Source organism: Corynebacterium sp. HMSC034B08, assembly GCF_001835805.1.
Taxonomy (GTDB): Bacteria; Actinomycetota; Actinomycetes; order Mycobacteriales; family Mycobacteriaceae; genus Corynebacterium; species Corynebacterium coyleae.
Genome location: NZ_KV825973.1, coordinates 64,347 through 77,105 on the forward strand (window position 1 = coordinate 64,347; position 12,759 = coordinate 77,105).

At 63.0% G+C, this 12,759-nt stretch carries 16 protein-coding genes; 8 read left to right on the plus strand and 8 right to left on the minus strand.

Annotation, left to right across the window (positions count from 1 at the left end; translation table 11 throughout):
* The 4 genes from HMPREF2656_RS11155 to gatC all read right to left on the minus strand — a co-directional run.
* A partial coding sequence (locus tag HMPREF2656_RS11155; RefSeq protein WP_141761088.1) for an ATP-dependent 6-phosphofructokinase occupies positions 1-667 on the minus strand: 667 nt, incomplete at its 3' end.
* Positions 668-677: 10 nt separating this feature from the next.
* Positions 678-2,003, minus strand: a complete 1,326-nt coding sequence (locus tag HMPREF2656_RS11160) for an MFS transporter (protein WP_083319532.1) — start codon at positions 2,001-2,003, stop codon at positions 678-680.
* Positions 1,987-3,468: an Asp-tRNA(Asn)/Glu-tRNA(Gln) amidotransferase subunit GatA gene (gatA, locus tag HMPREF2656_RS11165; protein WP_070816793.1), complete on the minus strand. Its 1,482-nt coding sequence runs from the start codon at positions 3,466-3,468 to the stop codon at positions 1,987-1,989. The genes HMPREF2656_RS11160 and gatA overlap by 17 nt, the downstream gene beginning before the upstream one ends.
* Before the next feature lie 3 nt (positions 3,469-3,471).
* A complete protein-coding gene (gene gatC, locus HMPREF2656_RS11170) occupies positions 3,472-3,771 on the minus strand; it encodes an Asp-tRNA(Asn)/Glu-tRNA(Gln) amidotransferase subunit GatC (protein ID WP_070422994.1) in 300 nt (99 codons plus the stop codon).
* A gap of 101 nt (positions 3,772-3,872) precedes the next feature.
* Here gatC and HMPREF2656_RS11175 point away from each other — a divergent pair, with 101 nt between their 5' ends.
* The 4 genes from HMPREF2656_RS11175 to HMPREF2656_RS11190 are packed head-to-tail and all read left to right on the plus strand — an operon-like array spanning position 3,873 to position 6,342.
* Positions 3,873-4,538: an ACT domain-containing protein gene (locus HMPREF2656_RS11175; protein ID WP_070816794.1), complete on the plus strand. Its 666-nt coding sequence runs from the start codon at positions 3,873-3,875 to the stop codon at positions 4,536-4,538.
* A gap of 51 nt (positions 4,539-4,589) precedes the next feature.
* A complete protein-coding gene (locus tag HMPREF2656_RS11180; protein WP_070816795.1) occupies positions 4,590-5,054 on the plus strand; it encodes an ArsR/SmtB family transcription factor in 465 nt (154 codons plus the stop codon).
* Complete coding sequence (locus HMPREF2656_RS11185) at positions 5,054-6,067, plus strand: serine hydrolase domain-containing protein (RefSeq protein WP_070816796.1); 1,014 nt, start codon at positions 5,054-5,056, stop codon at positions 6,065-6,067. Before HMPREF2656_RS11180 ends, HMPREF2656_RS11185 begins: the two co-directional genes overlap by 1 nt.
* Positions 6,064-6,342 (plus strand): hypothetical protein, encoded by a 279-nt coding sequence (locus HMPREF2656_RS11190; RefSeq protein ID WP_070816797.1) that lies wholly within the window; start codon positions 6,064-6,066, stop codon positions 6,340-6,342. Before HMPREF2656_RS11185 ends, HMPREF2656_RS11190 begins: the two co-directional genes overlap by 4 nt.
* On the opposite strand, the gene ligA is transcribed toward HMPREF2656_RS11190, so the two are convergent.
* Positions 6,287-8,314 carry an NAD-dependent DNA ligase LigA gene (gene ligA, locus HMPREF2656_RS11195; RefSeq protein WP_070816798.1) on the minus strand — a complete coding sequence of 676 codons (2,028 nt, stop codon included), beginning with the start codon at positions 8,312-8,314 and terminating at the stop codon, positions 6,287-6,289. The two genes, HMPREF2656_RS11190 and ligA, sit on opposite strands and share 56 nt — an antisense overlap.
* Positions 8,315-8,441: 127 nt before the next feature.
* On the opposite strand from ligA, the gene HMPREF2656_RS13170 reads away from it, so the two are divergent.
* From HMPREF2656_RS13170 to HMPREF2656_RS11205, 3 genes are read left to right on the plus strand one after another with little or no spacing between them, the layout of a single operon-like run.
* Positions 8,442-8,606, plus strand: a complete 165-nt coding sequence (locus tag HMPREF2656_RS13170; RefSeq protein ID WP_167594517.1) for a hypothetical protein — start codon at positions 8,442-8,444, stop codon at positions 8,604-8,606.
* Complete coding sequence (locus HMPREF2656_RS11200) at positions 8,597-9,217, plus strand: Fic family protein (RefSeq protein ID WP_070422997.1); 621 nt, start codon at positions 8,597-8,599, stop codon at positions 9,215-9,217. Before HMPREF2656_RS13170 ends, HMPREF2656_RS11200 begins: the two co-directional genes overlap by 10 nt.
* 45 nt (positions 9,218-9,262) lie before the next feature.
* Complete coding sequence (locus tag HMPREF2656_RS11205) at positions 9,263-9,937, plus strand: 3'-5' exonuclease (RefSeq protein ID WP_070816890.1); 675 nt, start codon at positions 9,263-9,265, stop codon at positions 9,935-9,937.
* A gap of 7 nt (positions 9,938-9,944) precedes the next feature.
* Here HMPREF2656_RS11205 and HMPREF2656_RS11210 read toward each other — a convergent pair whose 3' ends face one another.
* Both HMPREF2656_RS11210 and HMPREF2656_RS11215 read right to left on the minus strand, forming a co-directional pair.
* Positions 9,945-10,802, minus strand: coding sequence for a uroporphyrinogen decarboxylase/cobalamine-independent methonine synthase family protein (locus tag HMPREF2656_RS11210; RefSeq protein ID WP_246825164.1), 858 nt, complete (start codon positions 10,800-10,802; stop codon positions 9,945-9,947).
* 902 nt (positions 10,803-11,704) lie between these two features.
* Positions 11,705-11,986 (minus strand): hypothetical protein, encoded by a 282-nt coding sequence (locus tag HMPREF2656_RS11215; protein WP_141761083.1) that lies wholly within the window; start codon positions 11,984-11,986, stop codon positions 11,705-11,707.
* A 25-nt stretch (positions 11,987-12,011) separates the two neighbouring features.
* Here HMPREF2656_RS11215 and HMPREF2656_RS11220 point away from each other — a divergent pair, with 25 nt between their 5' ends.
* Positions 12,012-12,263, plus strand: coding sequence for a hypothetical protein (locus HMPREF2656_RS11220; protein WP_141761084.1), 252 nt, complete (start codon positions 12,012-12,014; stop codon positions 12,261-12,263).
* 48 nt (positions 12,264-12,311) lie between these two features.
* Here HMPREF2656_RS11220 and HMPREF2656_RS11225 read toward each other — a convergent pair.
* Positions 12,312-12,759, minus strand: a 448-nt coding sequence (locus HMPREF2656_RS11225) for an aminomethyltransferase beta-barrel domain-containing protein (protein WP_371440669.1), incomplete at its 5' end; no start/stop codon positions are given.

Genomic DNA, 12,759 nt, shown 5'->3' on the forward strand with positions numbered 1-12,759 from the left:
CGGCGACGACGATGATGCCGTACTTCTCCCCCATCTGGAAGCGGCGCTCCATCGCTTTGCAGATCTCCGCAATGTCGAACGGTTCTTCCGGGATCACGGTGTAGTGCGCACCACCCGCCATGCCGGCATGCAGGGCGATCCAGCCGACGTGGCGGCCCATGACCTCCACGATCAGGATGCGGTTGTGAGATTCGGCGGTGGTGTGCAGGCGGTCGATTGCGTCGGTAGCCACAGACACGGCGGTGTCGAACCCGAAGGTGTAGTCAGTCGCGGCGACGTCGTTGTCAATCGTCTTCGGCACGCCCACAACAGGGATGCCGTTGTCGGAGAGCCACTTCGCGCCCTTGAGCGTGCCCTCACCACCGATGGCGATCAGTGCGTCGATGCCAGCATCGTCCAAGTTGGCCTTAATCGTGTCGATTCCAGCCTTGAACTTGTCCGGGTGCAGTCGCCCCGTGCCCAGAATCGTGCCGCCGCGTAGAAGCAGGGAGTCCATGTAGGCGTCGTCGTAAAGATCGACCCTGCGGTCCTCCATCAAACCGACCCAACCGTCGCGGTATCCAACGACGGTGGAGCCGTATTCGGTGTTCGCGGTACGGACCACGCCGCGGATGACGGCGTTGAGTCCGGGGCAATCTCCTCCAGAGGTCAACGTGGCAAGTCGCATGCACGCCAGCCTAGCGCGCTGCGCCTGCCCCTGCCCGCGGCGCAATGCGTATCGACGACACCACGCCCACCACCATCGCCACAACCGGCAACACCAGCGCCTTCGACGCCGTCACATCGATCTCACCGGAGGCGAGCACTGCCCCCACAAGTGCCACGCCGAGCACGCTGCCAACCTGGCGCGCGGTGTTGTACAACCCGGACGCAGCGCCGGTCTGTCCCTCGGTGATGCCGCGCATGGTCACAGCCGCGTTCGGCGCCCAGACAAACGCGCCGCCGATACCCAGCAGCGCTGTGACTGCGGTGAACCGCCACAGGTCCGCCCCGGCGTTGATGAGCGCGATCGCCAGCACCAGCGCCACAGCGCTGAGGGCAAATCCGATCGCGCAGAGTTTGCCGGGGTTGCGGCGATCGGTCAGGTAGCCGGCCACCGGGGTGAGCACCAGCGCAAGTACCGACATCGGCGCCGTGATCAGGCCCGCTGCCGACGGCGACGCTCCGGCGACCGTCTGCAGCCAGTACATCAGGGGGATGAACATCGAGGCGACGGTGAACCCCATGGAGGCCACGCCGAGTGTGCCTAGTGCAAAAGCGCGGTCCGAAAGGAGCTCGATTGGTAGGAACCCGTCGTCGGTGCCGTTGCGTGCGGACTGCACAAGCACGCCCAGCAGCAGCACACCGAACAGGATCGAGGGCCAATAGCCGAACTGGATGCCGTAGACCAACAGCCCAAGCCCGCCGAAGGACAGCACGACCGGTAATAAGGTGACCCGCTCCCCTGTCGTCGTTAATCGCGGCAGAGCGATGACACCGGCGACCAGCGCAACGGCGCCTAACCCAGCTTGGGCGTAGAACGCCGCACGCCAACCCTGGGACTGCGCGATCGCACCGCCAACCACCGGCCCGATGAGTGAAGCCACCGAGCCGATCACGCCCCACACGGCGAATGCGCGGCCCTGCTTGTCGGCGGCAAACACGCGCGGGATCAGCCCGAAAGCCTGCGGTAAGAACACCGCCGCGCCGAAGCCCTGCAACGCACGCGCGACGATCAGGGAACCGAACGACCACGACGCACCCGCCAGTGCCAGCGCAGCAACATAGACGGTAAGGCCGGCGAGGAACATGCGGCGTTGCCCGAACGCGTCGCCAAGCCGTCCCGTGGCGGTCATGGGTGCGACCGTGCATAGCAAGTACACACTGGTCAGCCACACCGCCCCGCCGACTTCGTACGGCAGAAGCGGGGTGATCACGGGCATGAAGCCCTGGTCGATCAGGACAAGAAAATACCCCGCAGCCAGGGCTGCGAGGGTATTCCAGGGATTAACGGCCGGCTTCAAATGCGGCACCCACGCGGTAGAGGCGTGCGTCCTCGAACGCCGGGGCGATCAGCTGCAGACCAACCGGGAGGTCGGTATCGGAGGTGTTGCCCGCCGGAACCGACATGCCCGGCAGACCCGCCAGGTTCAGCGGCAGCGTGAACAGGTCGAAGTTGTACATGGCCAACGGGTCGTCGACCTTCTCACCCAACTTAAACGCAGTCGACGGCACAGACGGTGCGGCGATCACGTCGCAGCCCTCGAACGCCTTGACAAAGTCCTGGGCGATCAGGGTGCGCACACGCTGCGCCTGCAGGTAGTACGCGTCGTAGTAGCCCACCGACAGCGCGTAAGTGCCGAGGATGATGCGGCGCTTGACCTCAGCACCGAAGCCCTCACCACGCGTTGCGGCCATCACCTCTTCTGCGGAGCGGGAGCCGTCGTCGCCGACGCGCAGACCGTAACGCATGCCGTCGAAACGCGCGAGGTTCGAGCTCACCTCGGACATCTGGATGATGTAGTACGCACCCATGACGTCGTCGAAGCTCGGGCAGTCGACCTCAACGATCTCTGCGCCCTGGCGCTCGAGCTGCGCGTAAGCGGCGTCGATCGCTTCCTTGACACCTTCCTGGGTGCCGGGGCGCTCGAACTGCTTCACACGGCCGATCTTGACGCCCTTGAGGTCGCCGGACGCACCCTCACGCGCAGCGTCAGCGCAGGCCGGCACCTCGCGGTCCACGGAGGTGGCGTCGAACTCGTCGTGACCAGCAATGATCTCGTGCAGCAGCGCAGTGTCAAGCACGTTGTTCGCGCACGGACCAACCTGGTCAAGCGAGGACGCACACGCAATCACGCCGTAGCGCGAGACCCCGCCGTAGGTCGGCTTCACGCCAACGGTGCCGGTGAGCGAGGCCGGCTGGCGGATCGAGCCACCAGTGTCGGTACCGATGCCCAGCGGGGCCTCACCAGACGCAAGCGCTGCAGCGGTACCGCCACCGGAACCACCCGGGACACGCTCCAGGTCGTGCGGGTTCTTCGTCTGCTTGTACGCGGAGTTCTCCGTCGAGGAGCCCATGGCGAACTCGTCCAAGTTCGTCTTACCCAGAATCGGGATGCCCGCCTCGCGCAACTTCTTCACCACAGTGGCGTCGTACGGGCTCATGTAGCCCTCAAGCATCTTCGACGCAGCCGTCGTCGGCGCATCCGTGGTCACCAGCAAGTCCTTCAGCGCCAGCGGCACACCAGCAAGCGCCGAGGCCGGCTCCTCGCCGTTCTTCACCTGCTCGTCCACCTTGTCTGCTGCAGCCAAAGCCTCTTCGGCGCCGACGTGCAGGAAGGCTCCCAACTCGTCGTCAACCTCCGCGATACGGTCCAAAAACGCCTGGGTAACTTCGCGCGAGGTGACCTCGCCAGCCTGAATCATCGCCGCAAGTTCGTGCGCTGGCTTTGCGACGAGCCCCTCTGCCGGAATCGTGTACTGCGTCATCGTTTAGTCTCCCTCTCCGAGAATCTGCGGCACCATAAAGCGGTCGTCCTCCACAGCCGGCGCCTGATCCAGCGCCTGCTCCTGCGTCAGCACCTTCTTTTCCACATCGGCGCGCATACCGGCGTCGATGGAGTGCGGGTGGCTCATCGGGGTCACGCCCTCGGTGTCCACGCTTTGCACCTTCGACACTGCTTCCACAATCGTGTCCAGCTGCTGGGCAATCGTGTCCAGCTCCTCGTCTTTCAGCGCAATTCGCGCCAGGCGTGCGATGCGCGACACCTCGTCGCGTGAAATCTCAGCCACAGTCCCATCCCTTCGGCATAACGTGGGTTGCGATTAACGCGCCTTATCTTACGTCACGTCGCGCCACCGCTTCTTCTCCCCCAGTTGCTATAAATAAGGCCATGTCGTACCTCATCCGCGTTTCACTCCCCGATGTGCCGGGCAGCCTCGGCCAGCTCGCTGAGGCGTTCGGCATCGTGGAGGCCGACATCAACTCCGTGGACATCGTCGAGTCCTCACTCGACGGCACCGTGACCGACGACATCGTGGTCACCCTGCCCACCGGAGTCATGGTGGACACCCTGATCACCGCCGTCGCATCCGTCGACGGCGCCGAAGTGGACTCGATCCGCCCCTTCACCGGGCGCGTCGACCGCCGCGGACAGATCCAAATGCTCGCCCAGATCGCGGCACATTCCGGCAAACAGGCCGACACGCTCGAAGAGTTGGTCAACGTCATGCCGAAGGCCGTCACCTCCTCCTGGGCGGTGGTGCTGAACAACACCGACGCCGGACTGGAGCGCGTCGCTGCCTCCTCCGCCGCGCCCGAGGATGACGGTTCCAACCCGCAGATGCCCGCAATCGAGGGCGCGCGCATCTTGCAGCCCGATTTCGACGAATGGGTGCCAGAGTCTTGGTTCCAGTTGGACACCGCCCTGACCGTGGCACCCCTGCACGGCACCGACCTCGTGCTCGTCGTCGGCCGTGTGGGCGGGCCCGACTTCTTGGCCTCCGAGGTGCGCGAGGTCGGCGATTTGGGCTACATCATCGGCGCGATCCTGCGCTAGCGCAGACCTCAGCCGTTGCATGTTTTCTAGAATTCTGTAATTCTAGAAAGCATGCAACCGATTGAAGCACGCCTCTCTGACCTCGAAGCACGCGTCGCCGCGCTCGAACAGGCCTCATCGCCCGAGTCCACCTCACTCCCCGGTTCCGGAGCTGAGGTGGACCACGGAACAGTCACCTTCAAAGGCGACGTGGAGCTTCCGACCGGCACCTACTCCTACGAATGGATCCGCCCAACAGCGTGGATCACGGACCAACCGTGGGACGACGCAATGGACCGCATCGCCGCGCTCGCGCACCCCGTCCGCGGCGCCATCTTGCGCCACCTTTTAGCCGCACCGGCGAGCGTGACGGAGCTGGTCGAATCTGAGCTGGTTTCCTCCACCGGCACCGCGTACCACCACCTGAAGGAACTGCAGGCCGCCGGCTGGGTGCGCAAGCAGGGCGGGATGTTCGAGATTCCCCCGGCCCGCGTTATCCCGCTCATGGCGATCGTGATCGCCGGAGAGGACCACTGATGCGCGCTACCAACATTGCTGCCGGCGTAATCGCCGCCGCCATCGCCGCCGCGTTGATGCTCTCCACCGGCCCCCGCGACATTTCCGTGGCCTCTGAGCACACTGGCGATGCCGAGATCTCCTCCGCCCTCGAACACCTCGCGGAAGACGGCCACCGCAACCTCGCCGCCTTCACCTACGACGACGGCGAAGTCCGCTTCGGCGGCCTCGGCGCCGACGAGCACAATGACTTCGAAATCGGCTCGATCACCAAAACATTCAACGCGGAGCTTGTCCGCCAGTTCATCGACGCCGGCGAGCTCAGCCTGGATACTCAGGTGCAGGAGCTTATCGACGTCCCCTCCGCCCCCGTCGCCGATGTGACCATCGAGGAGCTGCTCAACCACACCTCCGGGCTCGCCCCCACCGAAAGTCTGAGCCTCGCGGACATGTTCGTGGCGAACATCCGCGACGGCGGCAATCCCTACCGGCGCGACACACCGCAGGACATACTCGACGCCGCCGGTTCCGCCGAGCTGAACAACCGCGGCGAGGAACAATACTCAAACTACGGCCACGCGCTGCTCGGCCAGCTGCTGGCCATACACGCCGGCGTGCCCTACGACGAACTGCTGTGCACCCGAATCTTCGAGCCCGCTGGCATGACGTCGACCTACGTGGCGCTACCTGGCACCGTCGACGAAGCACCGACAGGCCTGGCCGCCAACGGGCACCCCGCCGGCCCGTGGGACATGGACGGCTGGGCCCCGGCTGGCGCGATCCGCTCCACTGCTGCCGACATGGCCAAATACGTGGAATGGGTGTCCTCGCACGGTGTGCCCGACTATGGCTGGGCAAGCCTCGACGAAGGCGGTGAAGAAATCACGTTCCACAACGGCGGCACCGGCGGTTTCCGCACCATGCTGGTCTGGGACCCGGAACGCGCCGACCACAGTCGCGCCGCGTTCGTCGCGGGCGACACCGAAGCCTGGGTAGACGCGCTCGGCATCGACCTGATGGAGGAAACCCGATGATCGCACTCGTCATGATTCTGCTGCTCCTTGCGTCCTCGACCTTCGGCGCCGTGCAGAATGCCAAGGGCCCCATCTACGCCCTCGTCAACGCGGTCATCACCGCAGTGGTGATGTGGTTGCTCTCATTCGGCGTGAACTGGAACGGCCAGTTCCCCATCTGGCTGTGGTGGGCCCTCGCCGTCTGGGCGGCAGCGCTGGTCGGCCTCAGCGCCGCGCGCCTTACACAAGCGCGTCGGGGCCGCCCTCGAGCAGCTGCACAAACTGCGCCTCGGTGAGGATCGGCCGGCCCAGCTCTTCGGCTTTCGCTGCCTTGGAGCCGGCGTTTTCACCGACGACCACATAGTCGGTTTTCTTCGACACCGAACCCGCCGCCTTGCCGCCGCGCGAGAGGATCGCCTCTTTGATCTCGTCGCGGGTGAAGCCCTCCAGCGTGCCGGTGGCGACGATGGTCAGCCCCTCCAGCGTCTGCGGGGCGCGGTCTTCCTCGTCGGACTCCATGGTCACGCCAGCCGCGGCCCAGGTGTCCACGATGTTTTGGTGCCAGTCCACGGTGAACCACTCTTTGAAGCTCTCAGCGATCACGTCGCCCACGCCGTCGGTTTCGGCGAGGTCGGCCACGGGGGCGTCGATAAGCGAACGCATCGAGTGGAAGCGCGACGCGAGCGCGCGGGCCGCGGTGGGGCCGACGTGGCGGATCGAAAGTGCCACGATCACACGCCACAGGTCGGCGTGGCGCGCCGTTTCTAGATTGGCCAGGAGTTTCTTGCCTGCCGCGTTGACTTGACCGTCCTTGCGTGTGTACACGCTGGACTTCTTCAAATCGTCTTCGGTGAGATCGAAGAGGTGGGCTTCGTCGATAAGCACGCCCGACGCGATGAGATCCTGCGCGCCTTTCTCGCCGAGCGCCTCAATGTCGAATACGCCGCGTGATGCGATGTACTCCAGGCGGGTGGCGAGCTGTGCGGGGCACGAGCGGGTATTCGGGCAGCGCCAGTCCGCGTCGCCCTCCTTCGCGGGAGCAAGTTTCGTGCCGCACGAGGGGCAGTTCTCGGGGTAGACGAATTCGCGCTCGGTGCCGTCGCGAAGATCTGCAACGGGGCCCAGCACCTCGGGGATAATCTCGCCGGCCTTGCGCACCACCACGGTGTCGCCGATCATCACGCCCTTGCGCTTGACTTCATGCTGGTTGTGCAGGGTTGCCATAGACACCGTCGAGCCTGAGACGAACACCGGCTCCAGCACCGCATACGGCGTCGCGCGGCCCGTACGACCGACAGAGACCTCAATGTCGAGCAGTTTCGTGGTCACCTCCTGCGGCGGATACTTGTAGGCAATCGCCCAACGCGGCGCGCGCGACGTCGCGCCAAGCCCGCGCTGTTCAGCGACGGAATCCACCTTGACCACAAGCCCGTCCATCTCGTGGATCGCATCATTGCGGTGCTCACCCCAGTACTTCACGGCCTTGAGCACATCGTCCGCAGTCTCAGCCCGGCGCGTGTACTCAGAGACCGGCAGGCCCCACTCGGCGAGTTTCTCGTACGCCTCATGCTGGGTCTCGGGGGTAAAGCCCTCGCGTGCGCCGATGCCGTGGCAGATCATGCGCAGTTTGCGCTTCTTCACGTCCTCCGGATTCTTCTGGCGTAGGCCGCCGGCTGCCGTGTTGCGGGGGTTGGCGAACGGTTTGCCGCCTTCCTTTTGGCGCAACTCATTGAGTTCCGGGAAGTCCTCAGGGCGGATGAATACCTCGCCGCGGACCTCGAGGAACGCGGGTGCGTCGCCAGTGAGTTTGTGCGGGATGTCCTCGATGACGCGCGCGTTGGCGGTGATGTCCTCGCCGGTAGTGCCGTCGCCACGCGTTGCTGCGCGGGTCAGTTCCCCGTTTTCGTAGATCAGGTCGATGGACAGCCCGTCGATCTTCAACTCCGCCAGGTACGGCCCCGGGGTCTTGTCCAGCCACTCGCGCATCTCCTCTTCGGAGAACACGTTATCCAGGCTCATCATGCGCTCGGGGTGTGTTACGTCCGCGAACGCGGAATCGGCCGTCGGCGCGCCGACCTGCTTCGTTGGCGAATCCGGCACCGCCAACTCCGGGTGATCCTCCTCCATCTTCTGGAGGCGGCGGAACATCTCGTCGAACTCGGCGTCGGTAATCACCGGCTGGCCGTTGTAATACAGGTCGCGGTGCTTACGGACCTCGGCGGCTAGTTCGTCCCATTCACGGTGCAGATCAGCGGAAATTTCACTCACGAGGAGCCAGTGTAGGTGTTAAAACAATCATCCTGTCGCTTGCAGCAGGCCTCCCAAGTTCACCAGGTTGTATTCCGCAAGGCACTCGATCTGCTACTACAATGCGCTAGAAGAAGGGAGGCACAACATGACAGCAACACACGCGCAATGCTTTGAAGCATCCGGGGCATCGATCCGCGCTGCACGTGCCTCGATGGCTCTTGAGAGCCGTGCCGTTCCTGAGACCTACGAACCGTCCGAGCTTGAACAGCAAATCCTCTCACGGCTTTTCGAGGAACGCGGATGGGGTTAGACCCCGGCTACGGCGAAACCCCGCTCGACGGAGATGAGATGAGTGCGCTCGAACCGGCGCTGCTCGAACATTTTGACCGTATCCCTGACAAGCTCACAATTCATAGCCTCGAACAGCAGACCCTTGCAGTTACTCGTGCGAGGGTTCTCGAGGACATCGACAATTCGGAACTTCATCTCGACGAGATACTGACAACATCGTTCCTTGTCGAGCTTCACCGGTGGTTATTCGACGGCATCTGGACCTGGTCTGGAGCGTTCCGTCGCACTGGGCTCAATATCGGTGTGGATCCGCAATTCATTTCCACTGAGTTACATGCTTCCTTTGGCAATCTTGGTTATCAAGCAGAGGCTTCGTTACTCACCGCCAGACAGTTGGGTATTGCTACCCACGCTGAGCTAGTTCGTATCCATCCGTTCACCGACGGTAACGGCCGAGTCACCCGTCTCATGGCTGATCTCGTATTTGCTGCGTCACAGGGTCTTCCCCATACTTATGAATACGACTGGGACCTGGATAAGAGCGTGTACATCGACCTGTTGCGCACTTATGACCTCAATCGAGATCCAACTCCGCTCTCCAGCTTTATCGGAGTCCGGAAGCTCGGTTAACGACTTTGGATCACTCGTGTCGGCGCGCTCGTTACAATGACCGGCATGGCCACATTCGATGCCTCCCGCATGCTCTCCTTCGACCTGGAGACCACCTCCGCTAACCCGCGCGAGGCTCGCGTGGTCACGTCTGCGCTTGTGCGTATCGACGACGGCGTGGTCGACGCCAACGAAACCCTCGCCGATCCCGGGATTGAAATCCCCGAAGAAGCCGCCAAGGTGCACGGTATTACGACGGAGAAGGCGCGCGCGGAGGGGCGCGACCACGACGAGGTGGTGGGCGAGACCGTCGAGGCGATCAAGAAGGGCTGGGAAGACGGCCTGACGCTCGTGGTGTTTAACGCCCCCTACGATTTAACGGTGCTGCGCAACCTCACCGGTGATTTCACCGTCACCGGCCCCGTGTTCGACCCGCTGGTGGTCGACCGTGCGAAGGACCGCTACCGCAAGGGCCCACGGAACCTGACCGCGATGTGCGAGCACTACGGGGTGCGCATCGACAACGCACACGAGGCAACCGCAGACGCGTTCGCTGCCGCCCGTGTCGCCTGGATGCAGGTGCGCAAGGCCTACCCAGACCTCGCCCAGATGGAGTCTGGCGACCTCATGGAGTGGCAGGCCGTGGAGTACTTCCGCATGCAGACCGATCGCAAGAAGTACTTTGAGGCCAACGGGCGCGACGCCTCAGGTGTGCTCACCGCCTGGCCAATGCAGGGCTAACTCACTTTTACTGGCTTGCCAGTTCTTCGTGCATTTCGCGAGCGGCAGCGTAACTGCGCGCGCTTGCAAGCAGCGTGTCTGCCGGCTCGGCGTACACATCGATCTGGGTCTGTGCCGGGTCGATCTGTAACTCGTCGAACACGCGATACAGTTCGCGCGGCTGCATGGTCGGGATCGCGATGCGCGTCCCCGTATCGAGCAGACGCGCCAGTGCGTCGCGGTTGCAGGTGCGGGGGTCGGTGGTCTGCCACGGGGTGTCGTCGATAAGCACAGGCGTGTGCAACAGATGCTCGCCGAAGCGTTGCAGGGTCTCCTGTGGCTCCGGGATCGCCGCGATGGTTTCGTAGTCAGTCGCGCCTTTGAGCGTGCCGGCCATGACGTCGCCGAGGCGTGGCTCGTCGAGTTGGAGCACCGTGGCGCCGAAGCGGCCGGCGACATCGCTGCGGTGCTGGTTGCAGGCTTCGAGCAGCGCGTCGGTGAGGTCGCGCAGCGCGCCGGGGTCGGTGATCATGCGGTGGCCGTTGGCCATCTCTACCTCGGCGGCGAGCGTGAACGGGCCAGCAAGCTGCACCTTGACCGTGTCTACTTTGCCGTGCCAGAGCTCCTCGAGGTGGTCGAGGTCACGCACCATGCGGTCGGCGTCTGCGCGCTTACGGGCGGCAACGCGCCACCCGCGCGGGCCTGGAGCGATCGGGATCTCGAGCAGCGCGGCGGTGCGGCCGACGAGGTCGAAGCCGGCGCCGCGATCTGGCAGTTGCGGGATGTGTGGCAGCAGCGACTCGGAAAGCACCACGTCCGCGGCTTGCGCGAGGTCGGTGCCGGGCAGGGGCCCGAGGCCGAACGCGGTGGTAGGCAGTGTTGTCACGGCGCTGATGTTACGCGGTAGCGCCTAGGCACTGCTCAACGCATAGCCTGACACGTCCCTGCTGCGCTACTTCTTTTGTCGCCCGATCGCGCCTTCGTCTGCTCCCACGCCCCGCCAACCGCTTTCTAGACCTGCCGGCCTTTTGCATAATGGCACAAAAGGGCAGGTGGTTCCTGTCGGAGATAGACCACGCCTCCCGGCTCAAACCGCGACCATTCCAGTTTTGGAGTAAGCGTCCGACATTTTATCGCGCTCGATTAAGTATTCGGTCTGAGTGCATTCTTGACCAACGTAGTGGAACTCGAGGGTGTGTGCCCTCAATGGCGTTCTATCTTTCGTCCGGAGTCTTGCCCTCGGCACTGGCCTCAAGGCCACTGTTGAGGTATAGAAACGCTGTGGAATGCCCCCGTGGAACGTTCGGCGATTTCCCAAACCCTTGAAGTAGATAACCTCCCAGGAGGGGGAGACGTCTATTGTCGGCAGTTGGACAAACGCGTTGTTCTACTCGGAGCCTCACGTAAAAAGAATGGTGTCTTCCCTGCTAAAGAAGATGGACTGCAGCTCCAGGGTAGAGCTCATAGCGCTCTCATTCTGAACGGCCTATATAGTTGGCGCACCCACACCGATTAGTGCTCGAGTGAGCCCACCAACCTTTTCATAGTGCGAGTGTTTTGCACCCCACCTTGATTCAATCCTGGCACTCGGTGCTAGGACCATCCCCGAGAAAAGTTATACGCAATTCGACGGGCTGCCTGCCACCCGGATTTTGTCAGAGCTACACCTGCGATAAGCCCAGCGATGCTTCCAAAGAATACAGAAGGGAACCAAGGCATATCAGTGTAAAAACGAAATATGCCAAGTGTCACTAAAAATCCGCAAATCGTTACCAATGAGCGCATGTTTTACCACCCTATGTAGGTTGAAAAGACGCCACCTGCACTGGCAATGCAGCTGATCGCAAGTCCTGGTCCAATTTTCTTAGCGAGGAACTTTACCAAGTCCCAGTAGGAAACCCTCTTCTCTGGAATTTCCATGATTGTATCGTAACCGATTACGCCACCAGCACAACCGGCAATGGTTGTGGCAGCTGCACTAAGAACTCCCTTATCGTCTTGGCCCTCTGCCACCATAGTCTGGACTGGTACTGTATTCAGCTCAGCATCCATCTTCTTTGCTGAAGACAAAACTGTTTTCCGACCATTGGAGTCAATGGCTACCGCGTCACCATTAGCGTTGAACCCGTACTCAACTGTTCCCGCAGGGAAGACAATGACGGTGGCGCAGATGAGCGACTATGTTGACACCCACATCGACTTCTACATCCACAGACGATTGAAGTCGACACTCGGCGACAGCTACACCACCATCGCCGAACACCGACAAGCACTGAGTGCAGAACAACGAGACAAAGTCCCCCACATGCACTCCAACAATTTGTCCGCATCCCCTTTTCGGCTATAAACGAGGTGCGACTAACGAGGTTTGCGCGACCCCCCCAGTGAATCCGTACTACGCCGTCGCGCAGATGGTGCCGGAGCCGAGCACGATATCGCCCTTACCATCCGGATCCGGCAGGTACAACACCGCAGCCTGGCCGCGGGCCACGCCCTCGAGTGGCTGGTGGAGGGTAAGTGTCATCTGATCGCCCTCAACGCGCGCGGTGCACGGCACTACCCCGCCGTGGGCGCGGATCTGCACGCGAGCGGCGAGTTCCTCGCCATTCGCGGAAGCCTCGGACATCGCCGGGTGGAGCACCTTCAGGCGGTCGGCGGTGATCTCCGAAACGCGCAGCGCGTCGCGCGGGCCCACGGTCACGGTGCCGGTTGCGGTGTCCACGTCGGTGACGTAGCGCGGCTTGCCGTCGGCGGCAGGCACGCGGATGTTCAAGCCCTTGCGCTGGCCGATCGTGTACTGGAACGCGCCGTCGTGCTCGGCGAGTTCATTGCCGTCAGTGTCC